Consider the following 23,904-nt stretch of genomic DNA (forward strand, 5'->3'; position numbering starts at 1 on the left):
GAAGCCGCCCGTGCTGGGCCTAGTCTTCCCGCATGAGCGAGCTTCCCGATCTGACCGCGACCGAACTCTCCCGGCTCTATGGCGAGGGCGGCGCGTCGCCAGTCGAGGTCGTCCAGGCGGTGCTGGCGCGGATCGAGGCCAGGGAGCCGGACCTGGCCGCGACCTGGGCTCTGGACGCGAAGGGGGCGTTGGACGCAGCCCGCGCGTCCGAGGACCGCTGGCGACGCGGCGAGGCGTTGGGGCCGCTGGACGGCGCGCCTGTCACCATCAAGGAACTGATCGCCACCCAGGGCGTGCCCAAGCCGATCGGTTCGGCCGCGTCCGACCTGGTTCCCGAGCCGGTCGACGCCCCGCCGGCCGCCCGGCTGCGCGAGGCCGGCGCGGTAATCCTGGCCAAGACCACCAATCCCGACTTCGGCATGTTATCGTCCGGTTTGTCGAGCTTTCACGCCCTGTCGCGCAATCCGTGGGACCTGGCCAAGACGCCGGGCGGTTCCAGCGCGGGGGCGGGATCGGCCGCGGCGGCGGGCTATGGACCGCTGCACATCGGCACCGACATCGGCGGCTCCATCCGGCTGCCGGCCGGCTGGTGCGGGATCTTCGGCTTCAAGCCCAGCAACGGCCGCATCCCGATCGACCCGCCCTATATCGGCCGCTGCGCCGGCCCCATGACCCGCGCGGTCGAGGACGCCGCCCTGGCCATGAGCGTGCTTAGCGCCCCCGATGGTCGGGACCATATGAGCCTACCGCCGGCGTTGATCGCCTGGGACGACTTCGATCTAGACCTGAAGGGCCTGCGGATCGGCCTGATGCTGGACGCTGGCGTCGGCCTGCCCGTCGAGCCCGAGGTCGTCGAGTCGGTGACCGCCGCCGCCCGGGCCTTCGAGGCGGCGGGCGCGATCGTCGAGCCGTTCGCGCCTTACCTGACCCGCGACATGCTGGACGGTCTCGACCTTTTCTGGCGCACGCGCTCGCTGAGCGACCTGGACGCCCTGCCGCCGGAGCGGGCGGAGCGCTGCCTGCCTTATATCCTGAAATGGGCGCGCGCGGCGCGTGGCGCCGACGGGCTGTCGGTCTATCGCGGCTTCAACCAGATCCAGCGCATGCGCGAAGCCGGCGCCAAGGCGTTCCAGCCGTTCGACTTCCTGCTCTCGCCCACCGCGCCCATGCCGGCCTTCGACGCGCACCTGCCGTCGCCGACCAATGACCCGGCGCGGCCTTTCGAGCACATCGGTTTCACCGTCGCCTTCAACATGACCGAGCAGCCCGCGGCGTCGATCAATTGCGGCTATACCGCCGAGGGCCTGCCGATCGGCCTGCAGATCGTTGGCCGGCGCTTCGACGACCTGGGCGTCCTGCGGCTGTCGCGGGCCTATGAGCGGCTGCGGCCGGTTCAGCGGCCCTGGCCATCCAGGCCGTTCCACGACACCCGGCGCTGACGCTCGAGCGGCGGCTCTCCGTCAGCCGAACGTGAAGGCGTAGGCCTGGGCGCCGGCGTCGAGGAACTGGATCTCGAAGGTGCGGTCGCCGATCGCGCCCTTCTGCCGGACCAACTGATAGAGCCGCTGGCCGGTGATCACGCCATTGCCGGCCGCGTCGGTGTCCATGCCATGGTCGGCGCCGGGCGGCTTGCCGTCGATCGTGACCCGGTAGCGGACCTTCGCGGCATTGGCCGCGCCATTGGCCGCCGGACCCAGCACCAGGTGCAGGTCGCGCGCGTGGAAACGGTAGGCGATCTTGCCGCCGGGCGCGTTTAGGCCGGCCTGCTCGGCGCCGATGGTCCAGTCGCCGGCCAGACCCCAGGCGTTGAGCTTCAGCGGCCCAGCCAGGGCGTAGACGTGACGCGCGTCGCGCACCGCGCCTCCGGTCGAGGCGAAGTTCTCGGCGCGGCCATAGCCTATATAGGTCTCGGGCGAGTTGACGTCCTTGCCGTCCGAAGCGGCTTGCGCGCCGGTGGCCTTGACCGCCACCAGGCCGCTTTCGATCTTGGCCTTGCCGGCCTCGGCCAGCAGTTGCTGGATCACCCGCTCGGACTGGTCGTAGCCGCCCTCGCCGAAGTGGTGGTGGCGCACCTGGCCATTGGCGTCGATGAAGTAGTGCGCGGGCCAGTACTGGTTCCCGAAGGCGCGCCAGATCGCGTAGTTGTTGTCGACCGCCACCGGGTAGCCGATCTTCAGGTCGGCGACGGCCTTGCGCACGTTCTTGACGTCCTTCTCGAAGGCGAATTCCGGCGCATGGACGCCAATCACCACCAGGCCCTGGTCCTTATACTTCTCGGCCCAGGCGCGGACGTAGGGGATCGCGCGCAGGCAGTTGATGCAGGAATAGGTCCAGAAGTCGACGACCACCACCTTGCCCTTCAGCTGGGCGGTGGTCAGGGGCGGGGAGTTCAGCCAGGTCACCGCGCCGTCCAGGGCGGGCGCGGCGCCCTCGACCGGCAGGACCTCCCCCTGGCCGGGCTTGGCCCGCATCATCATCGCGTCGCCCGGAGCGCCATTGGCGGACATCATCGCGGGATTGGCGCTCATCATCGCCGGGTTGGCGGCCATCATGGCGGGACTGCCGCTCATCGCGTCGCCGCTGGCGGGCAGCAGCACCGACTCCTGGCGAGGATGCAGCTTGTTGACCAGGCCCTGCTCCAGCGCGGCCGTGCTGGTCCGCGAGACGCGGGTCAGGAAGCCGGTGTCGACGCCCAGGGCGATGGCGGCGACGGCGACCAGGATCACCGCGCCGACGCCGCGCCGGATCCACTCGCTTGCCCCCAGCGAGCGCTTCATGGCCGTGAAGACCTTGCCGCCGACCAGCAGGGCCAGGCCCAACGAGGTCGCCGCGCCGGCGGCGAAGGCGACCAGAAGCAGGGTCGTCTGGGCGTTGGCGCCCTGTAGCGCCGCGCCGGTCAGGATCAGGCCCAGAACCGGACCCGCGCACGGGGCCCACAGCAGTCCCGTGGCGACGCCGAGCAGGGCCGAGGCCATGACGGTCGAGCCGCCGGCCGCCTCTCGTTCGTCAGCGCTCTGAGACAGCCGTCCGCCCAGGGCGACCAGCGGCCGGGTCAGGCGATCGGCCAGGCTCGGGATCAGCAGGGTCAGGCCGAAGAAGGCCATCAGGGCCAGGGCGATCCAGCGGCCATACTGGTTGACGTGCACCGCCCAGCCGCCGCCCACCGCCGCCAGGGTGGCGATCAGGGCGAAGGTCACGGCCATGCCGGCCAGCATCGGCAGGCCGCTGCGCACGAACGGCTTGTCGGCCCGTGCGAACACGAACGGAAGGATCGGCAGGATGCACGGGCTGACGATGGTCAGCACGCCGCCCAGATAGGCCAGCAGGAACAGGATCATGGAACTCGGGTCCCGAAAAACGCAGGGGTCTAGGCGGCCTTGAAGGTCAGGGCGACGCCGTTCATGCAGTAGCGCAGGCCGGTGGGCTTGGGACCGTCGTTGAACACATGGCCCAGGTGCCCGCCGCAGCGCCGGCAGTGGATTTCCGTACCCCACATGATGCTGCCGCCGGGGCTCTTGGCCGTGGCGTTGGGCAGGGACTGCCAGAAGCTGGGCCAGCCGGTGCCGCTGTCGAACTTGGTCGCCGACGAGAACAGCGGCAGGTCGCAGCCGCGGCAGCTGTACGTGCCCTTCTTGTAGTTCTTGTCGAGCGGGCTGGTGCCGGCGCGCTCGGTGCGGGCGTGGCGCAGCACCTCGTAGGCGTCCGGCGGCAGCATGCGCTTCCACTCGGCGTCGCCGCGGGTGACCTCGAAGGTCTCGGCTCGCGCGCCGAAGCCGGCCAGGCCCAAGGCCGCGCCAAGGACCGAGAGGCCGCCGGTGGCCAGAAGGTGTCGTCGCGTCGTCATCGCAAAATCTCCATTTCGCCGCCCGCAATCAGATACGTCGTGGCGAGCGGAAAGGTTACGCGCCGATCGCTGATTTCGCCGGGTCTCATTTCGCGGGGCGAAGGTTGGCGGGCTTGACGGAGGCCGCTCAGCCAGGCTTGCCGTACAGCTTGGTCAGATAGGCCTGGACCTGCTTGGCGTCATCGTCGCTCAGATCGGCGCCGTTGGCGCGCATGCGCTCGATGACGTTGTTCCACTCCTTGGCGGTGTGGCGGGCTTCAGTGACCATGCCCAGCTCGTGGCACGACTGGCAGGACTTGGCGACGATGGCCTGGCCGGGATCCACAGCCGCATTGGCGGAGGGCGCGCTGGCCGGCGTGTCAGCGGGCGCCGACGCCCCGGCGCTCGCAAATCCACAAGCCAGGGCCGCCCCGATCAGGAGCGCGTTTTTCAGAGTTTTGCTGAACATGGTCTAACGGGTTTTCGCGTGGTGGCCAGCGCTAGACGGGAGGCCAGGTCAGCCTCCCGAGATCGAGCACCCGAGCATAGGGCGATCGTCGCGCAAATCCATGGCGATTCAGTGATGGCCCGATCGGCGCCGCCCCTCGCTCCGCAGCCACAGCTCGGCGACCAGCAGGTTCGGAACCCAGGCCAGGAACGAGATCGCGCGGTACCAGGGCAGGAACGGCAGGTCGAGGATCTGCACCGCCGGCAGGTAGAGCCGCAGGGTGACGGCCGCGAGCGTCAGAGCCCAGGACCGGATCATCCAGCGGCGGTGGTCCACGAAGCGCCGGTCCAAGGCGGCGCGCCAGCCCAGCAGGGAGACGGCGATCCAGATCACGGCCAGGCTTCCGAAGCCGGCGGTCGCGATAGGGCCGGCGAAGGACCCCGGCGCCAGGATCAACCCGGCCACGCCACCGACCAGGCAGCCCAGCACATAGATGCGCCCGATCCACCGATGGCCGCCCGTCCTGCGCGGTCCGGGCAGAAACTGCAGCGAGCCCAGCAACAGGGCGGTCGTCGCGCCGGCGATATGAACGACCAGCCAGGGAACCCCCAGCGGATTGCCCAGGGCCTCGGCCGGGGTGCGTGGCGGATGTAGCAGGTACCGCGCGGCATAGGCGACAATCCCGAGGCTCAGGAGGGCGCCCAGGCCCCACAGGGCGCGGGCGGGCCAGCGGGGCGTCTTGGTCAGGGTCGTGGTGTTCACGGTCGGTCCTTCAGTGGTGTTCGCCGAACCTCGTTGCGACGTGCGCGGCGTCTCGCTAGGCCTTGCTTCGCGAACGGCGCCAGGCTTGCGCGAACGGGACGGCATGGACAGGGAGGCGACGATTCGGGACCGAGCGGCCAACGCGCGACGATGGGCGATCGACATCGCCATCATGGGCGTGATCGGCCTGCTCATGGGGTTCCTGGGACCCTTCGCCTCCGAGCGCGCGCCGATCGTCGGACGCTATGTCTATTGGATGATCTGCATGGTCGGCGGCGGGCTGATCGGTGTCGTGCTGGACGATTGGCTGGCCAGGCGCGTGCCTGAGACCTGGCGACGCGTGGCGGTGGTCTCGGTGCTGATGACGCCGCTGGTGTCGCTGCACGTGCTGGCTACCGAGCACCTGGTCATGGGGGGGCCGTTCGGTTGGGCGGGCTTTCTGCGCCTGCTCTGGCAGGTGTGGCCGATCTCGCTGGCGGTGATGGTCGTGCGGACCCTGGTCTGGCGTCGCCGGCCGACGCGGGTCGAGACCCTGACCATCGTCGCCCCGCCGCTGCCCGAGGCCGAGGCTGCGTTCCGCAGAAGGCTCTCAGCCCGGCGACGCGGCGCGCGGCTGATCGCCGTCGAGGCCCACGACCACTATCTGAAGGTCCACACCGACGCCGGCGCGGAACTGATCACCCTGCGCTTCGCCGACGCGCTGACCGAACTGCAACGCGCCCACGGCTGGCGCGTCCACCGTTCCTGGTGGGTGGCCGCCGAGGCGGTCGAGGCCGTCCGTTGGCGGCGCGGCGCCGGCGAAATTCGCTTGGCGGGTGGCCTGGAGGCGCCGGTCAGCCGGACCTATGCGCCTATCCTGAAGGACGCCGGCTGGTTTTAGCCCTGCCTGACGGCGGCGCGATCGGCCTGGCTCAAGTCATTCGACTAAAGTTTTTACGCAACAGAGGGTTCGTCAAGCTTCCAAAGCAATTGTCGGCGCGCGCGCGGCTCTGTAAGCAGGCCCCTTGCTGGTCGCCGCGAGGCGTTTTGGAAGGTCGCGAATGCCGAGTCCCTTGATGGCGGCGCTGAAGGATGTGGGAGACGGCGTCCGTCTCGCGCCCCTGTGGTGGCGGCTCGGCCTGGACCAGACGGCCTCGCGCTTCCAGAGGTCGATCCTCGGGCCGTTCTGGATGGCCTGCAACCTGCTGGTCGTCGCCTTCGCCCTGGCCTTCCTGGTCAGCGCCCTGATGGGCGTGGACATGTCGAAGAGCTATCCGCAGGTGGTGGCCGGCCTCTTGGCCTGGTCTCTGGTCGGCACCACGATCGCCGAGGCCCAGGCGATCTTCCTCTACAATTCCGGCCTGATGCAGAGCCAGCGCCTGCCGCTGACCTTCTACGTCTTCCTGCACGCGCAGAAGGCGGCGACGAACTTCCTGTTCCAGCTGATCGCCTTCTGGGCGGTGATGCTCGTCATCGGCCGGTTCGCCGTGCCGCACTGGACGCTGATCCCGGCCGTCGCGCTGATGCTGCTGGTTGTGTGTTTCCAGGGCTTCATCATCGCCATCCCGTCGACCCGCTTCCGCGACGTGGCCTACATGATGAGCTATGTCGTCCAACTGCTATTCTACGTGACGCCGGTGTTCTGGATGACCGCCAATGTCAGCGCCAAGCACCGCTGGGTGGTCGAGCTGAACCCGCTGGCTCACCAGGTCGAGCTGCTGCGCGCGCCGCTGACCGGCCATGCCCCCGCCACGATCGACTGGCTCTGGACGCTGGGGACGACCGGCGTCCTGGCGATAATCGCCCTCGCGCTGCTGGCCATGTTCCGCAAGCGCGTGGTCTTCTGGCTGTAGGGGACGGCGATGACGCACCAGATCAAGCTGACGAACGTCGATCTCGACTATTTCGTCTACAGCCTGCGCTCGCAGTCGCTGCGCAGCGCCGTATTCAACCTCGCGGTCGGCGGCAAGATGTACAAGGCCGCCGGGGATGTCGCCGCGGTCAAGGCGCTGCACGACATCAATCTCGACATCGTCGAGGGTGATCGCATCGCCCTAGTGGGCCACAACGGTTCGGGCAAGACCACCCTGCTCAAGGTCATCGCCGGCATCTATTCGCCGACGCGGGGCGAGTTGTCGATCGATGGCGACATCACCTCGATGATCGCCATCAACGCCGGTATCGACATGGAGGCCACCGGCCTTCGCAACATCCACAAGCTGGGCCTGATGCGCCGGTTGCCGCGCAAGGTCATCGACAGCCGTGTCGACGCCATCGCCGAGTTCTCGGGCCTGGGCGACTTTCTGCATCTGCCCGTGCGCACTTACTCGGCCGGCATGCTGGCGCGCCTGATGTTCACGGTGGCGACCGAGTTCGAGGCCGACATCCTGGTGCTGGACGAGTGGCTCAGCGCCGGCGACGCCGCCTTCGTGCAGAAGGCCGCCGACCGCATGCAGCGCATGGTCGAGGACGCCAAGATCGTCGTCCTGGCCACCCATGACCACGACCTAGTCCGCCGGGTCTGCAACCGGGTCTGCGAGCTGCAAGCCGGCAAGATCGTCTTCCTGGGCTCGACCGAGGACTGGCTTGTCCACCGCGAGGCCAGCGTCGCATGACCGCTCGCCTTCTGGCCCATGAGGATCTTCGCGGCCTGGCGCCCGAGGTCTGGCTGGCGCGGCTGAAGCGCTCGGTCGTCGAACGCGTCCAAAGCGGTCTCACCTATCCCGACTTCCCGTCGGCCGAGATCCAGCGGCAGTTCGTCGGCTCGGCCTATGAGGACGCCCTGGACGAGGCGGGCAAGTTCTACGCCTTCGCTCAGGAGGCCATGGCCGACCGCGCCTACAAGGGCTCGACGGGGCAGGGCTATCTGGACTTCGGCTGCGGCTGGGGCCGGATCGGCCGGTTCTTCCTGCGCGACTTCGACGCCAAGGACATGGTCGGGGTCGATATCGATCCTGACATGGTCGCCTTCTGCGCCGGGGCCGATCTGCCGGGCCGCTTCGAGGCCATCGCCAACGGCCGGCCGCTGCCGTTCGCCGACGGAACGTTCCGACTGATCACCGCCTATTCGGTGTTCACCCACCTGCCGCCGCACCTGTTCCGCGCCTGGCTGGCCGAGCTGCTGCGCGTGCTTGCCCCCGGCGGTCAGCTGGTGTTCACGGTCGAGCCGCCGCGTTTCCTGGACATGGTCGAGGCCATCGCGCCAGACGCCGACAACGCCTGGATGGCGGCCCTGTCGATCTACAAGGAACAGCTGCCCAAGCTCCGCGCCGACCTCGCCAGCGAGGGCATCTGCTACCTGGCGTCGGGCGGCGGCGACTATCGCGAGCCTGACGTCTATGGCGAGGCGGTGGTGACGACGAAGTTCGTGGCTAAGGAAGCCGCCCCGCATGGCGGCGAGGTGGTGCGCTATGTCGACGATCCGGCCCAGTTCTGGCAGGCGGCGGTGGTGATCCGCAAACGTGACCCGAACGCGCCGAAGGGGCTCCTGGCGCGGACGATCGCGCGATTGACGGGCAGGGCATGAGCACGCTGCCGCCTAAGGCGATGCTGGGCGGCCTCAAGCCCGGCCGCGACGTCACGGTCCTGGGCCTGGACGCTCAGGGCCGGGCGATCCTGGCGGCGGCCGGCGGCGATCCGCAGATGGTCTGGACCCCGACCCGTCAGCAACGCGCTGACCTGCGCGCGGCCAAGGCCGTGCGCATCGACCTGAAGCTGGAAGCGACCGAAGGTGAGCTGGTCGGTCCGGCGCTCTATGCCGACTGGGGCGATGGCTTTTCCGAGGATTCCTACACGCGGCTGAAGGCGGGGCCGGACGGCTGGTTCGCGTCGCTGCCGGCGCGCAGCTTCCAACTGATCGGCGTGCGCCTCGACCCGTCCGAAGGCGCATGTCGGTTCACCGTCGGCGACTTCAAGGTCACGCGCATCGGCGACCTGGGCAAGGATCCGCGCGGCCTCAAGGGCGCGGCGATCCAGGCGGTCAAGCCGCTGCTGGGTCCGTTGCGCAAACCGGCCGGCGCGCTCTGGCGCCGCGGCCGGACGGCGCTGCAGGGCTCGCGAGCGTCCCGTGTCGGCGGCGACGCCGGACCGGTGCAGGCGACCTACGCCCACGCGATCGCGGTTTCGAAGACCCTGCGCAGCCCGCACTTCGCCGCCCCGATCGCCGCCCCGATCACCTTGCCGGCCGACGCGCCGAGGGTGGTGGCCTTCTATCTCCCGCAATTTCATCCGTTCCCGGAGAATGACCTCTGGTGGGGCAAGGGCTTCACCGAGTGGACCAACGTCTCCAAGGCCCAGCCGCAATTCCTGGGCCACTACCAGCCGCGCCTGCCGGCCGATCTGGGCTTCTACGATCTGCGCCAGCGCGAGGTGCTGGCCCAGCAGATCGACCTGGCCAAGAGCGCGGGCGTCTCGGCCTTCTGCTTCCACTACTACTGGTTCGCCGGCAAGCGCCTGCTGGAGCGGCCGATCGAGCTCTATCTGGCCGATCCGACCCTAGATCTGCCGTTCGCCCTCTGCTGGGCCAACGAGAACTGGACCCGGCGCTGGGACGGCGACGAGAGCGACGTGCTCATGGGCCAGGACCACTCGCCCGAGGACGACCGCGCCGTGTTCGAGGATATGGCGCGCTACATCCGCGACCCGCGCTACCTGAAGGTCGGCGGCAAGCCTGTGCTGGTGCTGTACCGCCCCGAAATCCTGCCGGACGCCAAGGCGACCACCGACCGCTGGCGCGCGCAGGCGCGGGCCATGGGCCTCGGCGAACTGCACCTGCTGTGCACCACGGCCTTCGGCTTCCAGGACCATGCCTCGCACGGCTTCGACGGGATCATCGACTTCCCGCCGCACGCCATCGTCGAGGGCGAGATCACCCGGCAGGTGACCCCCTTGCATCCGAACTTCACCGGCAAGGTCTATGACTATCCGACCGTCGTGCGGTCCAAGCTGGATGAGCTGGCGGCGGTTCCGGACGCCTTCGTGCCCGGCGTCATGCCGGGCTGGGACAACCAGGCCCGCAAGCCCTGGGCCGGCCATGCCTTCCACAACGCCGACCCGGAAAGCTACCTGACCTGGCTGTCGGGCGCGCTGAAGCATGCAGAGGCCAGGCATCCGCAAGGCCAGGCGATGGTGTTCGTCAACGCCTGGAACGAGTGGGGCGAGGGCGCCTATCTCGAGCCCGACCGCTGGTTCGGCCACGGCTATCTGCACGCCACCCGCACGGCGCTGGCCGCCTACGCGCCGCGCCTGACCGACGCCCATCCGCTGGTGGTTGAAGCTCAAGCCGGGTTCGCCAAGCGCGCCGAGGCGGTGACCCTTCTGCATCTCTTCTACCCGGAACTGATCGACTGGTTCGCGGAGCGTCTGGCCGCGACGACCGACGTCCTGGACCTGATGATCACCGTGCCGGAGACCTGGGACGAGGCGGATCTGGCGCGGGCTCGCGAGGCCTTCCCCGCCGCGCACCTGGCGATCGCCGAGAACCGAGGCCGCGACATCCGGCCGTTCGTCGAGACCCTGCGTCGGGCGCGGGCCTCGGGCTATTCGGTGTTCTGCAAGCTGCACTCCAAGCGCTCGCCGCACCGGGCCAAGGGCGACCAGTGGCGCGCCGAGCTGGTCGATGGCCTGCTGGGCGGCGAGGCGGCGGCCCTGGCCCTGCGCGCCTTCGCCCAGGACTCGCAACTGGGCCTGCTGGCCTCGTCGGACGCGCGAATGCGGATCGGCGACCCGGACGTCATGGACAACAACCGCGTGGCCGTCGAGCGCCTGACCGCCCGCATGGGCCTTAAGCCCCGGCCCGAGACGCCGTTCGCGGCCGGCTCAATGTTCTGGGGACGGACGGAAGCCTTCGCGCCGCTGTCCGACCTGACCGACGCCGAGATCGGCTTCGAGCCGGAGCTGGGCCGGGTGGACGGCACCACGGCCCACGCGATCGAGCGCCTGACCGCCGCCATCGTCGCCCGCGCCGGCTATCGCGCGAGCTTCGAACTGTGAGCAAGCTGGTCCGCCTCGCGCGCCGGGTGAAGCGCAAACTCAAGGCCATGATCCCCGAGCCGGCGCCCGCGCCGGGCGTGCCGCTGGCTGTGGTCGAGGAGCCTGCGGTCCTGACCCGCGTCGACGCCCCCATGGCCGGCTCGGCCGGCGTGATCGGTCCCGTCGTCGAACAGTCCGTGCTCGACGACCCCGAAGCCCGCGCACGGCTGGAAGGCAAGAGCGGCGGCGTCGATGCGCCCGCTTGGGCCAACGGCGTCGGCGGCGTCCTGCGCTCGGCCGTGGATCTCGTTCGCGTCGCGGACGTCTGGCACGCCCCGGCCTTCGGCGCGGTGTTCGATCAGGCCGGACGGGTCTTCAAGAGCTCGGTGCACGAGGCCCTCTACCTGACCCCGACCCTGGCGGCCCTGCCGCACACCCGCCGGGAGGGCGAGACCACGGTGTTCGTCCCGCCGGCGGACGCGCCGACCCTTCCGGGCGGCACCGTGTTCATGGCTTGGGGAGGCCTGCACAACTATGGCCACTTCCTGATTGACTGCCTGCCGGCCCTGCTGGCGGCGGAGCAGGCCGGCGCGCTGGGCAGCCATCCGCCCGTCGCCCCGCCATTGCTGCCCTGGCAGGCCGAACTTTTGGCCCTGCTGGGCCTGACGCCGACCGTGATCGAGGTCCCGGTGGCGCGGCTCGGCGAGGCGGTGTTCACGACGCCGATGGATCACTTCCTGCACGCGCCCGGCCCGCCGCTGGACGCGGTGCGGGAGCGCGTCCTGGCCGCCGCGGCGATCACGGATGACCCGGCCGCCCCCAAGCGCCTCTACATCAGCCGCCTGGGCTCGCTGAAGCGGGTGCTGGTCAATGAGGCCGAGCTGCAGGCCGCCCTCGAGGCGCGCGGCTTCACGATCGTGCGGCCGGAGACCCTGTCGGTCCGCGACCAGATCGCGCTGTTCCATCGCGCCGAGACCATCGTCGCCCCGGCCGGCGCGGCCCTGGCCAACGTGCTGTTCGGCAAGCCCGGGGCGACCCTGATCGAGATCCAGCCCAGCAACTTCACCGGCGTCTGGGTGCGCAACATCGCGCTTTTGGCCGGCGTCGACTGGCGCGGCTTCTTCGCCCCGTCGCCGCTCAGCGAGACCGAGATCGTGATGGAGGGGCAACTTCGTCCGGCCTCGGAGTTCCGCTGGCGGCTGGACCTGCCCAGTTTCCTGGCCTTCCTCGACGGCGCGCTCTAGGCCCATGGCCGCCTTCGTCGACATCTCGGCCGCCGACCGGGTCTCGATGGCGGAGGCGCTCAGCGGGGTCCACCGCGCTGCGCGCGTCAAGCTGATGGGTTCCAGCGGCCCGATCCCGCCGCGCCCGATGCTGTGGCCCTGCGCCGGCGATCTTCTGAACGCCATGCACGACCTGGACGGCCTGGTTGCGCCAGAGATCGACCTGCTGGTCGCCCACCGCGTCGTGGCCGGCGGCACTGGCGCGCACCTGAAGCTGGACGGACAGCTCGTCTACGCCGAAGGGCCGTATCCCTTCTACATCCGCCACTGGTACGAAAACGACATCACGCGGGAGGCCTGGGACTTCCAGGCGAAGCCGCGCATCCGCCTCGATCGGGCCTTCGTGATCAGCCACTTCAACTACGTCTGGGGTCACTGGCTGACCGAGATGTATCCGAAGCTCTTCCTGATCCGCGCCCTGAACGCGGCCGGCGTCACCGCGCCGTTGGTGCTGCCGTCGACCGCGCCGGGCTATGTCGCGCGGATCGTGCGCTCGATGCTGCCGGACCAGGAGATTGTCACCTACGACCATCGCGACGAGGCGGTCGAGATCGGCGCGGTCCTGCTGCCGCACATGCTGCACAAGGACTACCAGTTCCACGACGTCCTGCGCTGGGGGCTGGAGCGCGAGGTGCTGGCCTGGCCGCGCGCCGGCGCGGTTGACAAGATCTTCGTCAGCCGGGGCGGGGTGCGCACGCCGCGATCGTTTCGCGAGATGGAGAACGAAGCCGAGATCGAGGCGGTCGCCCAGGAGCTGGGCCTGACCCTGCTGCGGCCCGAAACCCTCCCGTGGGCGGACCAGGCCCGGATCTTCTCGCGCGCGCGGGTCGTGGCCGGCGAGTTCGGCTCGGGCCTGCACAACGCCCTGCTGTCGCCGGAGGGCTGTCAGGTGGTGTCGCTGAACTGGCTGGTCGAGGTGCAGTCGCGGATCGGCAACTTCCGCCGCCACGACGTGGGTTATATCCTGCCCGCCGACGGCCGGGCGCGGTTGCACAGCATCGAGGCCCAGGCCCAGCCGTTCTCGATCGACCCCGACGCGTTCCGCCGCAAGCTGACGATCGCCGTCGAACGCGCCGACGCCCAGCGGCCGATGGCGGGCTGGGACGACGCGCCCATGGCCATAGGGGAGCTGTTGCTATGAAGGCGCTACTTGTGGCTGTTCTGCTGCTCGCGACACCAGCGGCGGCCGAGCGCGTGTCGCTGATCAAGGCCTGCGAGACGCCGAAGGGGATCGAAGTCCAGGGCGGCGGCTATGGCGGCATCTCGGGCATCGACTACGATCCGCGCACCAGGCTCTGGGCCTTCATCAGCGACGACAAGTCCGAGCACGGGCCGTCGCACTTTTTCCTGGGCAAGCTGGACGTGCGGCCGGGCAAGGCCTGTGGCCCGGCGCTGACGGCGATGGTCCCGCTGCGCCGCGAGGACGGCGAGACCTTTCCCGATCGCAAGGCCGGGACCGAGGCGGCGGACGGCGAGGCGATCCGCTTCGACCCGCTGAACGCGGATCTCGTCTGGTCGACCGAAGGCGACTTCGACCACGGCTATCCGCCGGCCATCCGTCGCATGAAGGCCGATGGGGCCCCCGTCGCGCGGCAGGTCGTCCCCGACGCCCTGACCTTCCATGACGGCGGCAAGACCAGGGCGCACAAGAACGCCACGACCGAGGGGGTAAGTTGGTCCGCCGACGGACGATCCCTGTGGGTGTCGATGGAATGGCCCCTGGTCCAGGACGGACCCGCCCCCTCGGTGGCCGAGGGCGGGCTGACCCGGCTGAGCCGGCTGGATCGCGCCGGCAAGCTCCTGGCGCAGTACGCCTATAGCATCGACCCGGTGCAGGTCGCCTCCCCGGTGGGCGTCGGCGACAACGGGGTCAGCGAGATCCTGACCCTGGACGATCATCGCCTGCTGGTGCTGGAGCGCTCGGGGATAAAGCAAGCCGACGGCCGCTACAGCTATCACATCCGGCTCTACCTGGCCGACGTGGGCAGGGCCGAGGACGTGTCAAAGGTCGCCAGCCTGCTGGAGACGCCGGTCCGGCCGGTGGAGAAGCGCCTGCTGTTGAACTTCGACAGCCTCGGGATCCGGATCGACAATCTGGAGGCCATGGCCTGGGGGCTGCGCCAGGCGGACGGCGCGCGGACCCTGGTGCTGGCCTCGGACGACAACTACGACGCCAAGCAGATCAACCAGATCCTGGTCCTGCGCTTCGAACGCTGAGGCGACGAAGAGCCCGCATGACCCTGGCGTGGCGGCTATCAAGGCGCGGCGGTCTCGGGAGCCGCGATTTCGCCGTGCAGAACCTGCCTGAGACGCTCCCGGTCCAGGGCGCCCTCCCACCGCGCGACGACCAGGGTCGCCACGCCGTTGCCGACCAGATTGGTCAGGGCCCGGCACTCGCTCATGAAGCGGTCTACGCCGACCAGTACGGCCAGCGCCGCGATCGGGATATCGGGCACGACCGCCAGGGTCGCGGCCAGGGTGATGAAGCCCGCGCCCGTCACGCCGCTGGCGCCCTTCGAGGTCAGCATCGCCACGCCCAGCAGGGCCAGTTCCTGGCCCAGGGTGATATGGGTGTTGGTCGCCTGGGCCAGGAACAGGGTGGCCAGGGTCATGTAGATGTTGGTGCCGTCCAGATTGAAGCTGTAGCCGGTCGGAATCACCAAGCCGACCACCGAGCGGCGGGCTCCGACGTTCTCCAGCTTCAGCATCATCTGCGGCAGCACGCTCTCCGACGAGCTTGTGCCCAGCACGATCAGCAGCTCTTCGCGGATATAGGCCAGGAACCGCAGGATCGAGAAGCCGCACGCCCAGGCGATCAGGCCCAGCACCACCAGCACGAATAGCAGCGAGGTGACGTAGAAGGTCGCCACCAGCGCTCCCAGCTGAATCAGCGCGCCGATCCCGTACTTGCCGATCGTGAAGCCCATGGCCCCGAACGCGCCCAGCGGCGCCAGGCGCACCACAACCTGGATGATGCCGAAGAACAGCTTGGACGCGTCTTCCAGCACATTGGCGACCTTGTCGCCGAAATCGCCCAGCCGCGTGCAGGCGAAGCCCGTCAGTATGGCGATCAGCAGCACCTGCAGCAGGTTGCCCTCGGAAAACGCCCCGAAGAAGGTGTCCGGGATCAGGTGCAGCAGATAGGCGACCAGGCCCTCGCCGTGCTTGGCCTTCTCCAGGTAGCCGGCGGCGATCGACGGATCGAGCGTCTTGGGGTCGATGTTGAAGCCGGCTCCGGGCTTCAGGGTCCGCCCGACCAGCAGGCCCAGCACGAGAGCGAAGGTCGAGACCACCTCGAAATAGAGCAGGGCCTTCACCCCCACCCGCCCGAACGCCTTGATATCGCCCATCCGCGCGATGCCGCCGGCCACGGTGCAGAAGATCACCGGCGCGATGACCAGCTTGATCAGTTTGATGAAACCGTCGCCCAGCGGCTTCACCGCCACCCCAACCTTCGGCCACAGCGCGCCGACCAGTATCCCCAGCGCGATGGCGATCAGGACCTGGACATAGATCGATTTCAGATGCCGCACCGCGTTCGTCCCCCGGAAGCTCCGCCCAAGCCGTTCGGACAGGCTTCGCACGCCCGCCATCTTGCGCTATTGACCCTGCGCCTCGCACGCTGAGGCCCAGTAGCTCAGCAGGATAGAGCAGCGCTTTCCTAAAGCGAAGGTCGGGGGTTCGAGTCCCTCCTGGGCCGCCAGCGGCTTGCTGGCGACACGGTCAACCGCCTCTCGTTTGAAGGTCTCCGGAAAGGCCCGACGCTTCACGCTCATCAGACACTCCTGTCCAGCTCCGAAAAGCTAGCATGGGTGTCCACTGAAACGAGGGAGGATCAGGATCGTCCTAGATCGCTGCGACACTCATCGCTGAACCTGGAGAGGTCCGCAGATGGGCAGCGGCCAGGGGCAGGCGGTCGGCCTCGATGTAGTCTTTCACCCGCTGCTGGGCGAGTTCACGGGCCCAACGGCCGCGGCGGCGGCAATCATGCTCTTCTCGCATCGAAGGCCGCGCGTGCGGCCTCAATGCGTTCGATATTTTTCTCCGCCCACAGCCAAACGCCGCAGAAGGCTTCGGCGAGGGTCAATCCCAGATCTGTCAGCCGGTATTCGACCTTGGGCGGGATCACCGGGTGGACCGTCCGGACGACAAGCCCATCGCGCTCCATTTGCCGCAGCGTCTGGGTCAGCATCTTCTGGCTGATGTTTCCAACCCGCTCGCCAATAAGGGTGAATCGGGTCTCGCCGTGCTCGGCCAAAACCTCCAAAATCAGCATGGTCCATTTGTCCGCGACCCTGCCGATCACCTCGTTGACGAGGGCTTCGACGCGCGGATCGGCATATTCGCCAGTTTCGGGGTTCGTAATTTTCGCCGGCGGAAGAGCTGTCATTTCCAATTCTTTCTGCTGGGTAAGTATGGCGACTTTTGGTGCCTCCTTCCCAATGGAGAGCGACATTCATACCTGATCTCCAGCGCTTGGGCGCCCTCTTGGAGACCACCATGAACATCACCGGGAATACCATCCTGATTACCGGCGGCGGCAGCGGCATTGGCCGCGCTCTGGCCGAAGCCCTGCATGCGCGCGGCAACCAGATCGTCATCGCGGGGCGCCGCGAGGGCATGCTGAAGGAAACCGCAGCCGCCAATCCCGGCATGGCCTGGGCGACGCTGGACGTGGAGGACCCCGCCGGTGTCGCCGCCTTTGGCGCCCGTATCGTCAAGGAACACCCAGGCCTGAACGCCGTGATTCTCAACGCCGGGATCATGAAGGCCGAGGATCTCGTGGCCGAACCGTTCGATCTGGCGACGGTAGACGCGACGATCACGACCAATTTCCTGGGTCCGATCCGGCTGACGGCGGCCCTGCTGCCGCACTTGCGAACCCAACCAAAGGCGACGGTGATCACCGTGACCTCAGGCCTGGCGTTCATTCCGCTCGCGGCGACCCCGACCTACAACGCGACGAAGGCAGCCATGCATTCGTGGACCCAGTCGCTTCGTCATCAGCTCCGCGATACGGCCGTGGAGGTTCTGGAGCTGGCCCCGCCCGCCGTCGCCACCGATTTAATGCCGGGCCACGCTGAGAATCCCAACTCAATGCCACTGGCCGACTACACCACCGAGGTCCTGGGCCTGATCGAAAGGGGCGACACCCCGCGCGGCGAGATCCTGGTTGAGCGGGTCAAGCCGCTGCGCTTCGCCGAGATCGGCGATTACGAAGCGATCTTCCACAGGTTGAACGGGGCGCACTGACCACGCTCGAATGTTGGAAGTCGTCAGAGCAGGGCGGCTTCCAACTCTCAGAACAGATCTGTCGCCTGTGTCGCGACGGCGTCAATCGCAGACATCGAGGCCCCTCCAGACTACGGACCTACAATCGACGGCCTCAATGGCGATACGACGCCACATCAGAGCGCGCTCTCATTTTAACGCGAACTGCTAAGCGCGGTGACTTCGCCGATGCTCACCGAGCGCGCATCATGGCGCGGTAGCATCGCGAGCGCTGGAGAGCCGATCGCTTAGCGAGCGACGATAGTGGGTCAGTGCGCGGCGATCTGGGCGATGATTGGGAAATGGTCGGAGATAACTTGGCCGCCATCCGTATCGGTCAGGGTGGCGAAGCGTAGAACCCGCAACGCTCGGTCGACGAAGACATAGTCGATGGGCCCCGTCGGCGGGAGGGCCGGCGAGAAGTCGTTGAAGGTTCCCGCTGGCCCAAAGACGACGGGACTCGCGGCGCGCGCGTCCCGCAGTCCGTCGACGCCGGATGTCAGGACGTCGTGAGGCGGCTCGCCGGGCGCGCTGTTGAAATCGCCGAGCACGACCAGGCGCGCGCCGGGCCAGGCGGCCTGGTCGCGTATCTGCTGGGCGCAAAGCCGCCGCGACTCCGCGCCCACATGGTCGAGATGGGCGTTGCGCACATCCAGCAGCACGCCGCTGGCGCGATCGCGCAACACGACCCGCGCATAGGTTCGCGGCAGCGCCGCGTCGTAAGCCTTGCCCGGCCGCTCGGGCGTCGGCGAGCACCACTGGGTCCGCGCCAGCAGTCGCTCGAAACGGGCGCTGCGATAGAAGATGGTCGTGGTTTCGCCGGCCTTGTCGCCATCGTCGCGCCCGACGCCGTAGTGCGCGTAGCCCGGCAGCGCGGCCGACAGGTCCGCCACCATCGGAACCAGCGCTTCCTGCAGGCCCAGAATATCCGGCGAGAAGAAGCTGATCTGCCGCGCCATCGGTCCGCGGCGGGCGCGCCAATCTGGCTGGTCGTCCGGATTGTCGTAGCGGATGTTGTAGCTCATCACCCAGAACGAGGGCGGCGCGGCCTGCGCGGCGGCCGGAAGGACAGTCATCGCGACGATGGCGGTCAGAGCGGTTCTCAAGACGTTTCGGAGCATGGCGGTGTCCTTAGGCCGCGATGACGACGGTGGCGCGACGGAAGGCCTCGGCGAACGGCGGGTCCAGCGGCTTGTCGGTCACCAGGATGTCGACTTCCTCCGCGGAGGCCGTGCGGATCAGGCCCAGGCGACCGAACTTCGTGTGGTCGGCGGCCAGCAGCACCCGGTCGGCGCGCTCGTAGACGATCCTGCTGATGGCCGCCTCGCGGGCGTGCCGGTCGGTCAGGCCGTGATCGGCATGGACGCCGCCGACGGTCAGGATCGCCAAGTGTGGCGTGAACTGGGACACATAGGCCTGGGCGACGTGGTCGGAGAAAGCCTTGTAGTCGTAGTCCAGCTCACCGCCGGCCAGGAACAGACTGTTGCCGTCGCGCCCGCCAAGGATCTGGGCCACGACCAGCGAATTGGTGATCACCTTCAGTTCGCGGCGCGCGCCGGCCAGCGCGCGCGCCACGTAACAGGCGGTGGTGCCGGCGTCGATGAACAGGGTGTCGCCGTCGCGGACGAACGGAGCCGCGGCCGCGGCGATGCGGGTTTTCTCCGCCAGGTTCTCCTGCATGCGCCGATCGTGCGGCCCTTCGCTGGAGACGGCCGCCAGCTGCACCGCGCCGTGTGTCCAGACCACCGCGCCCCGCACCTCGAGCACCCGCAATTCGCGGCGGATCGTCTCCTCGGAGACTTCCAGCTCCTGGGCCAGCCGACCGATCGCGTGGCTTTCGCCTGGCTTCAGCTTACGCAGTATTTCGCGCTGGCGGTCCTGACGCCTGAGCATGCCGCTCCCCTTTCGCCGGCTCCGCGCCGTTTGTGAGAATTCTGATGATATTGTGTGATTTTGTCGAGGCTCGAGTGTGGGTGAGCGGCAAATCGCGCATAAATGTCACACCCTTGTCTCAACAGTCCCTTATGAGCCGCGCCGTCGCGAACAGCGAACCAAGTCAGGGGTGTGGTCATGAAAGTGTGGAATGGCGAGGGCGCCAAGCGTCCGCGCGGGCAAGCGGGCAAGTCGATCAAGGCGGCGCTGTTGGCGGGGGTCTTCGGCCTGGTCGGGGCGAGCGGAGTCCATGCCGAGACAGCCGCGCCGGCGACCGAACCGTCCGAAGCCGTCGATTCGCTGCTGATCGTCGCCAAGCGCAACGACGCGGCCAAGACGCAGATGCGCGCGGCGAACGCGATCGCGGTGCTGTCGGCGGAAGACCTCGAACATACGGCCGTCCACAACGTGGCCGAAGCGCTCGGCATGATGCCCAGCGTCAACGTGATGAACACCGGCTCGTCGTTCTTCGGCGGCATTGACGGCGCCTCGCGCGGCGAAGGCATGTTCGTCTCGATCCGCGGCCTGAACGCCGAGTTCAACGTCAACATGATCAACGGCGTGACCGTGGCGCAGGGCATGCCCTACAGCCGCCAGGTCCAGCTGAGCCTGATGCCGCCGTCGGGCCTGCACACGATCGTGCTGAACAAGACCTCGACCGCCGACATGGACGGCGACGCCATCGGCGGCACGGTCGACTTCCGCACCCCCTCGGCCTTCGACTTCCGCGACGATTTCTCGGGCTCGGTCACCGCCTCGGGCCGGGTCGAAAGCCGCGCGCGCGACTATGGCGACAAGGGCCTGGGCGGCGGCCTGTCGGCCGAACTGGCCAAGAAATTCGGCCCGGACAACAGCTTCGGCGTCTATGCCAGCGCCTTCTACGACAAGCGCAACTACGCCAACAGCGAGATGGCCGGCGTCATGGCCGCCCAGAACGACGGCGGCTGGAGCTACCTGGTCCGCAACGCCGCCGGCGCCAGCTATCCCGGCCTGGATCCCGAGAAGAACATCACGCAGACGGGCGTGAACTTCGGCGTCTCGAACGGCTACACCGAGCGCTGGGGTGGCAACTTCACGCTGAACTGGCGCCCGGACGCCACGCTGGACGCCTATCTGCGCGGCTCCTACGCCTACGCCAAGACCCAGCAGAACTCGACGCTCAGCCAGTTCGTCAGCACCAGCAAGAGCTACAAGGAGGCGGTCGCCGGCAGCGGCCGCTACGCCCTCAGCGTCGATCAGATCTCAACCCGCGTCTGGTACGAAACCAACCCGGAAGAGGCCGATCTGGCCACCCTGCAGGCTGGGTTCGACAAGACGCTGGGCGCCTGGACGCTTTCGCCCCAGGTCTTCTACAGCGAAGGCGCCAATGATCGCCCGAACCACATCGAAGCCTCTGCGCGGATCAACCAGAGCGACAAGTACAACAACGGCGCCAATCGTCCCCTTGGAGGCTTGTCGATCGGCTATGCCGACAACCTGCCCTATCCGCTGTTCACCTCCACGATCTACGACGATCTGAACAACGCCAACACCGCCCTGCTGGCGCGGCGCGCGGGCCAGCTGACCGAGCAATACAGCGGCCAGCAGAAGTACGGCTTCAAGTTCGACGCCAAGCGCGTGTTCGAGGGCGGCGCCCTGCGGTGGATCAAGCTGGGCGGCAAATATGTCGACAGCCACCGTCGGGTGACCAACCGCGACTGGACGAACGACCACTTCGCCAACCTGATCGGCCAGGGCGGCCTGACCTGGCAGAGCCTGGGCCTCTCCACCGGCTACTACGACGCGGTGTTCCCGGGTAAGTACGAGTGGCGCGTGCCGAAGGTCAGCCAGGAGAAGCTGTTCGAGTACTTCTACAAGTACAAGACCGCCGCCTCGTTCGACACCTGCGGCTCCAACGCGATCAACAACTACAACTGCAACACCCAGAAGGGCGACGAGGCCGTGGCCTCGATCTACGCCGTCGCCGACTATCAGTTCGGCGATGTCGAGGTTTCGCCCGGCCTGCGCTACGAGCACAGCAAGATCGACAATACCTATTGGGCGATCCCGACCACCAGCGCCGGCGAGCAGACGGGCAATTGGGCCAAGAGCAACACCGAATATAATGAAGTCCTGCCCAGCGTGTTCGTGACCTGGCGCCCCGGCGACGCGGCCGTCTATCGCGGCTCGGTCTGGACCTCCTATACGCGCCCGGCCTTCATCCAGCTTGCCGGCGGCGAGCGCCGCTCGATCAGCGACGACGGCAGCGTCTCGATCTCCCGCGGCAATCCCGACCTGAAGCCGATCAAGGCGATCAACCTCGACCTGTCGGGCGAGTGGAGCAACACCAAGGGCGGCTACGCCATGCTGGGCGGCTTCTACAAGCGCCTGTCGGACTACATGTACGACAACGGCTCCAGCTCGGTGAACACCGACACCTACGCCGAGGGCAAGACCACGATCAGCCAGCCGACCAATGGCGGCGACGGCGACGTGTATGGCCTGGAACTGCAGCTGCGCCAGAAGTTCTCGGACCTGCCGGGCCTGCTCAGCGGCTTCGGCGCCGGCATCAACGTCACCCGCCAGTGGACGAGCGTGGACCTGGGCGACGGCGTCGACAACCGCATCCAGAACGCGCCCGACTGGCTGGCCAACGCTCAGCTGTTCTACCAGAAGGGCGGCTTCAGCTTCGACGTGATGTACCGTTACACGGGCGCCTATGTGGCCGGCTATGACGTGCTGGATCAGCCCGGCGAGTGGGACAACCTGTGGGTCCGGCCGATGCGTCGCGTCGACCTGCACGTTGGCTATGCGTTCGACAGCGGCTTCAAGCTCGACCTCTCGGTCTCCAACCTGCTGAAGAACGAGAGCTACTGGTCGCATATCGGCAAGGACAGCCTGGCCCTCTCGGACGTCGTCGACTCCGGCCGGACCACGCTGCTGACGCTCAAGAAGAGCTTCTGACGGCGCCACGGGCCCCGGCGCCACGAAGACGCGATGCGCTCCTCCCGCGAGGAGCGCATCGCTGCATTTGGACCACAACCCGCAGAGGATTGCCCATGCTCGGCCTTCGCTCCCGCCGCCTGATGGCGCAAGTACTGCTCGCCTGCGCGGCCCTGGCCTGCGCCAGCGCCAGCCAGGCCGCCTCTCCGCGCGTGGAGCGCGTCATCATCATCATGCGCCACGGCGTGCGCGCGCCGATCGTCGGCGAGGCGCCGCTGGACACCCAGACCGGCGCCCCCTGGCCGACCTGGCCGGTTCCGCCCGAGCACCTGACGGCGCGCGGCGCCAAGGCGCTCGAGGTCTTGGGGCGTTCGGACCGCCGCTGGCTGGCCGGCCTGGGGGTCCTGCCCGCGCGCGGATGCCCCGCCGAGGGCCAGGTGCGGATCTGGACCAACACCGCCCAGCGCACGATCGCTAGCGGCGAAGCCTTCGCCCAGGGCCTGACGGCTGGATGCGGAACCCGCGTCGGTCATCGCCCGCAAGGCGAAGTCGATCCGCTGTTCGAGCCTCTGCGCGCGGGCGTCGCCCCGTTCGATCCGGCGGCCGCCATCGCCTCGATCCAGGCCTATACGGGCGGCGTCGATCGCCTGGCCGCGCGCCTAAAGCCGGCGCTCGACGAACTGGACCAGGTGCTGGACTGCGGCGCGGCCAAACCCTGCTCGCCCCGCCACGCCTCCGCCGTGACGCCGTCGGCGGACGGACGCGGGATCGACCTGACCGGCCCCGTCCGCGACGCTTCCGGCACGGCGCAGGTGCTGCTCCTGCAATATGTCGAGGGGCTGTCGCCCACCCCCAAGAGTTGGCGCGCCATCAAGCCCAGCGCCCTGAAGCGCCTGGGCGCGTTGCACGCCGCGCTGTTCGATGTCTTCACGCGCCCGCCTTACATGACGGCGCGCCAGGCCGGTCCGCTGAGCCGACGCGTGCTGGAGGCCTTCGACGCGCCAGGAGCCGGCGGAGTCGACGTTTTCATGGGCCACGACACCAACGTCACGGCCATGGCGGCGGCGCTCGGCGCTCCCCTCGACGCGCCCGGCTACGCCACGGGGGACGTTCCGCCCGGCGGCGCGCTCATCCTCATGAGCCTCGTGGACGACGCGGGAAACCGATCGGTTCGCGTCCACTACCAGACCCAGTCGCCAGAGACGTTGAGGCGACTGGGCGCCCGCGTTTCCAGGCCGGCGATCGCCGTCCTCGGCCATGAGCGCAAGGCTATCCCGTTGGAAGAATTCCGCCGCCGTCTCGCCGAGGCGATCACGACGGACAGGACGGCGCTCAACTAAGGCGCGGGGGCGGGCCGCTTCAGAAGCGTTGGCGCGCCGCTGTCGGCTGTAGTTTGAGCCCCTCCAGGACCGAAGAAGATCGTCGACCACTAAAGTGGCCTGACCACTCTTTGGAAATTGACAGGCCAATCTCAATTGGCCATGGATGGAATGGCCGTGGGCGGCCCTGGGGGC

General features: G+C 68.3%; 20 protein-coding genes and 1 tRNA gene. 13 read left to right on the plus strand and 8 right to left on the minus strand.

The window, feature by feature from the left end; all coding sequences use genetic code 11:
* The first annotated feature begins 32 nt into the window (after window positions 1-32).
* On the plus strand, window positions 33-1,439 hold the full coding sequence (locus ACW175_RS02145; RefSeq protein WP_492103030.1) for an amidase: 1,407 nt from the start codon (window positions 33-35) through the stop codon (window positions 1,437-1,439).
* Window positions 1,440-1,460: 21 nt separating this feature from the next.
* Here the strand turns inward: ACW175_RS02145 and ACW175_RS02150 are convergent, their stop codons facing one another.
* From ACW175_RS02150 to ACW175_RS02165, 4 genes are all read right to left on the minus strand, one after another.
* Window positions 1,461-3,338 (minus strand): cytochrome c biogenesis protein DipZ, encoded by a 1,878-nt coding sequence (locus ACW175_RS02150; protein WP_492103031.1) that lies wholly within the window; start codon window positions 3,336-3,338, stop codon window positions 1,461-1,463.
* Window positions 3,339-3,367: 29 nt separating this feature from the next.
* Entirely contained in the window at window positions 3,368-3,844 is a 477-nt protein-coding gene (msrB, locus tag ACW175_RS02155) for a peptide-methionine (R)-S-oxide reductase MsrB (protein ID WP_492103032.1), read from the minus strand.
* A gap of 127 nt (window positions 3,845-3,971) precedes the next feature.
* Entirely contained in the window at window positions 3,972-4,292 is a 321-nt protein-coding gene (locus ACW175_RS02160; RefSeq protein ID WP_492103033.1) for a c-type cytochrome, read from the minus strand.
* 108 nt (window positions 4,293-4,400) lie between these two features.
* On the minus strand, window positions 4,401-5,033 hold the full coding sequence (locus tag ACW175_RS02165) for a DUF2306 domain-containing protein (protein WP_492103034.1): 633 nt from the start codon (window positions 5,031-5,033) through the stop codon (window positions 4,401-4,403).
* 85 nt (window positions 5,034-5,118) lie between these two features.
* Between ACW175_RS02165 and ACW175_RS02170 the strand changes: the two genes are divergently transcribed.
* The 8 genes from ACW175_RS02170 to ACW175_RS02205 all read left to right on the plus strand — a co-directional run bounded on the left by ACW175_RS02170 (window position 5,119) and on the right by ACW175_RS02205 (window position 14,482).
* The gene (locus tag ACW175_RS02170) at window positions 5,119-5,913 is read left to right on the plus strand and encodes a LytTR family DNA-binding domain-containing protein (protein ID WP_492103035.1); all 795 of its coding nucleotides are present in this window, start codon (window positions 5,119-5,121) and stop codon (window positions 5,911-5,913) included.
* A gap of 160 nt (window positions 5,914-6,073) precedes the next feature.
* On the plus strand, window positions 6,074-6,865 hold the full coding sequence (locus ACW175_RS02175) for an ABC transporter permease (RefSeq protein WP_099575622.1): 792 nt from the start codon (window positions 6,074-6,076) through the stop codon (window positions 6,863-6,865).
* 9 nt (window positions 6,866-6,874) lie between these two features.
* Complete coding sequence (locus tag ACW175_RS02180) at window positions 6,875-7,627, plus strand: ABC transporter ATP-binding protein (protein WP_492103036.1); 753 nt, start codon at window positions 6,875-6,877, stop codon at window positions 7,625-7,627.
* Complete coding sequence (locus ACW175_RS02185; protein ID WP_492103037.1) at window positions 7,624-8,538, plus strand: class I SAM-dependent methyltransferase; 915 nt, start codon at window positions 7,624-7,626, stop codon at window positions 8,536-8,538. Before ACW175_RS02180 ends, ACW175_RS02185 begins: the two co-directional genes overlap by 4 nt.
* The gene (locus tag ACW175_RS02190) at window positions 8,535-11,003 is read left to right on the plus strand and encodes a glycoside hydrolase family 99-like domain-containing protein (RefSeq protein WP_492103038.1); all 2,469 of its coding nucleotides are present in this window, start codon (window positions 8,535-8,537) and stop codon (window positions 11,001-11,003) included. The genes ACW175_RS02185 and ACW175_RS02190 overlap by 4 nt, the downstream gene beginning before the upstream one ends.
* Window positions 11,000-12,226, plus strand: coding sequence for a glycosyltransferase family 61 protein (locus tag ACW175_RS02195; protein WP_492103039.1), 1,227 nt, complete (start codon window positions 11,000-11,002; stop codon window positions 12,224-12,226). The genes ACW175_RS02190 and ACW175_RS02195 overlap by 4 nt, the downstream gene beginning before the upstream one ends.
* Window positions 12,227-12,230: 4 nt before the next feature.
* Window positions 12,231-13,406 (plus strand): glycosyltransferase family 61 protein, encoded by a 1,176-nt coding sequence (locus tag ACW175_RS02200; protein ID WP_492103040.1) that lies wholly within the window; start codon window positions 12,231-12,233, stop codon window positions 13,404-13,406.
* Window positions 13,403-14,482 (plus strand): esterase-like activity of phytase family protein, encoded by a 1,080-nt coding sequence (locus ACW175_RS02205; RefSeq protein WP_492103041.1) that lies wholly within the window; start codon window positions 13,403-13,405, stop codon window positions 14,480-14,482. Before ACW175_RS02200 ends, ACW175_RS02205 begins: the two co-directional genes overlap by 4 nt.
* Before the next feature lie 38 nt (window positions 14,483-14,520).
* On the opposite strand, the gene ACW175_RS02210 is transcribed toward ACW175_RS02205, so the two are convergent.
* On the minus strand, window positions 14,521-15,789 hold the full coding sequence (locus ACW175_RS02210; RefSeq protein WP_492104879.1) for a dicarboxylate/amino acid:cation symporter: 1,269 nt from the start codon (window positions 15,787-15,789) through the stop codon (window positions 14,521-14,523).
* 102 nt (window positions 15,790-15,891) lie between these two features.
* Between ACW175_RS02210 and ACW175_RS02215 the strand changes: the two genes are divergently transcribed.
* Window positions 15,892-15,968 (plus strand) — tRNA-Arg (locus tag ACW175_RS02215).
* Window positions 15,969-16,250: 282 nt separating this feature from the next.
* Here ACW175_RS02215 and ACW175_RS02220 read toward each other — a convergent pair.
* Entirely contained in the window at window positions 16,251-16,721 is a 471-nt protein-coding gene (locus ACW175_RS02220; protein WP_492103042.1) for a winged helix-turn-helix transcriptional regulator, read from the minus strand.
* Window positions 16,722-16,765: 44 nt separating this feature from the next.
* Between ACW175_RS02220 and ACW175_RS02225 the strand changes: the two genes are divergently transcribed.
* On the plus strand, window positions 16,766-17,518 hold the full coding sequence (locus tag ACW175_RS02225; protein WP_492103043.1) for an SDR family oxidoreductase: 753 nt from the start codon (window positions 16,766-16,768) through the stop codon (window positions 17,516-17,518).
* A gap of 287 nt (window positions 17,519-17,805) precedes the next feature.
* Here ACW175_RS02225 and ACW175_RS02230 read toward each other — a convergent pair whose 3' ends face one another.
* Entirely contained in the window at window positions 17,806-18,657 is an 852-nt protein-coding gene (locus ACW175_RS02230) for an endonuclease/exonuclease/phosphatase family protein (protein WP_492103044.1), read from the minus strand.
* Window positions 18,658-18,667: 10 nt separating this feature from the next.
* Window positions 18,668-19,429 (minus strand): DeoR/GlpR family DNA-binding transcription regulator, encoded by a 762-nt coding sequence (locus tag ACW175_RS02235; protein WP_492103045.1) that lies wholly within the window; start codon window positions 19,427-19,429, stop codon window positions 18,668-18,670.
* Window positions 19,430-19,606: 177 nt separating this feature from the next.
* Here ACW175_RS02235 and ACW175_RS02240 point away from each other — a divergent pair, with 177 nt between their 5' ends.
* Both ACW175_RS02240 and ACW175_RS02245 read left to right on the plus strand, forming a co-directional pair.
* A complete protein-coding gene (locus ACW175_RS02240) occupies window positions 19,607-22,411 on the plus strand; it encodes a TonB-dependent receptor (protein WP_492103046.1) in 2,805 nt (934 codons plus the stop codon).
* A 95-nt stretch (window positions 22,412-22,506) separates the two neighbouring features.
* A complete protein-coding gene (locus ACW175_RS02245) occupies window positions 22,507-23,730 on the plus strand; it encodes a histidine-type phosphatase (RefSeq protein ID WP_492103047.1) in 1,224 nt (407 codons plus the stop codon).
* The last annotated feature ends 174 nt before the right edge of the window (window positions 23,731-23,904 follow it).

The sequence above is a fragment of the Caulobacter sp. FV1ye6ST genome (genome assembly GCF_058681225.1).

Bases quoted from the DNA above. Each gene is read 5' to 3' on its own strand.
- ACW175_RS02145 (WP_492103030.1), top strand. From the start codon at position 33: ATGAGCGAGCTTCCCGATCTGACCGCGACCGAACTCTCCCGGCTCTAT.
- ACW175_RS02150 (WP_492103031.1), bottom strand. From the start codon at position 3,338: ATGATCCTGTTCCTGCTGGCCTATCTGGGCGGCGTGCTGACCATCGTC.
- msrB (WP_492103032.1), bottom strand. From the start codon at position 3,844: ATGACGACGCGACGACACCTTCTGGCCACCGGCGGCCTCTCGGTCCTT.
- ACW175_RS02160 (WP_492103033.1), bottom strand. From the start codon at position 4,292: ATGTTCAGCAAAACTCTGAAAAACGCGCTCCTGATCGGGGCGGCCCTG.
- ACW175_RS02175 (WP_099575622.1), top strand. From the start codon at position 6,074: ATGCCGAGTCCCTTGATGGCGGCGCTGAAGGATGTGGGAGACGGCGTC.
- ACW175_RS02180 (WP_492103036.1), top strand. From the start codon at position 6,875: ATGACGCACCAGATCAAGCTGACGAACGTCGATCTCGACTATTTCGTC.
- ACW175_RS02185 (WP_492103037.1), top strand. From the start codon at position 7,624: ATGACCGCTCGCCTTCTGGCCCATGAGGATCTTCGCGGCCTGGCGCCC.
- ACW175_RS02190 (WP_492103038.1), top strand. From the start codon at position 8,535: ATGAGCACGCTGCCGCCTAAGGCGATGCTGGGCGGCCTCAAGCCCGGC.
- ACW175_RS02200 (WP_492103040.1), top strand. From the start codon at position 12,231: ATGGCCGCCTTCGTCGACATCTCGGCCGCCGACCGGGTCTCGATGGCG.
- ACW175_RS02205 (WP_492103041.1), top strand. From the start codon at position 13,403: ATGAAGGCGCTACTTGTGGCTGTTCTGCTGCTCGCGACACCAGCGGCG.
- ACW175_RS02220 (WP_492103042.1), bottom strand. From the start codon at position 16,721: ATGTCGCTCTCCATTGGGAAGGAGGCACCAAAAGTCGCCATACTTACC.
- ACW175_RS02225 (WP_492103043.1), top strand. From the start codon at position 16,766: ATGAACATCACCGGGAATACCATCCTGATTACCGGCGGCGGCAGCGGC.
- ACW175_RS02230 (WP_492103044.1), bottom strand. From the start codon at position 18,657: ATGCTCCGAAACGTCTTGAGAACCGCTCTGACCGCCATCGTCGCGATG.
- ACW175_RS02235 (WP_492103045.1), bottom strand. From the start codon at position 19,429: ATGCTCAGGCGTCAGGACCGCCAGCGCGAAATACTGCGTAAGCTGAAG.
- ACW175_RS02240 (WP_492103046.1), top strand. From the start codon at position 19,607: ATGAAAGTGTGGAATGGCGAGGGCGCCAAGCGTCCGCGCGGGCAAGCG.
- ACW175_RS02245 (WP_492103047.1), top strand. From the start codon at position 22,507: ATGCTCGGCCTTCGCTCCCGCCGCCTGATGGCGCAAGTACTGCTCGCC.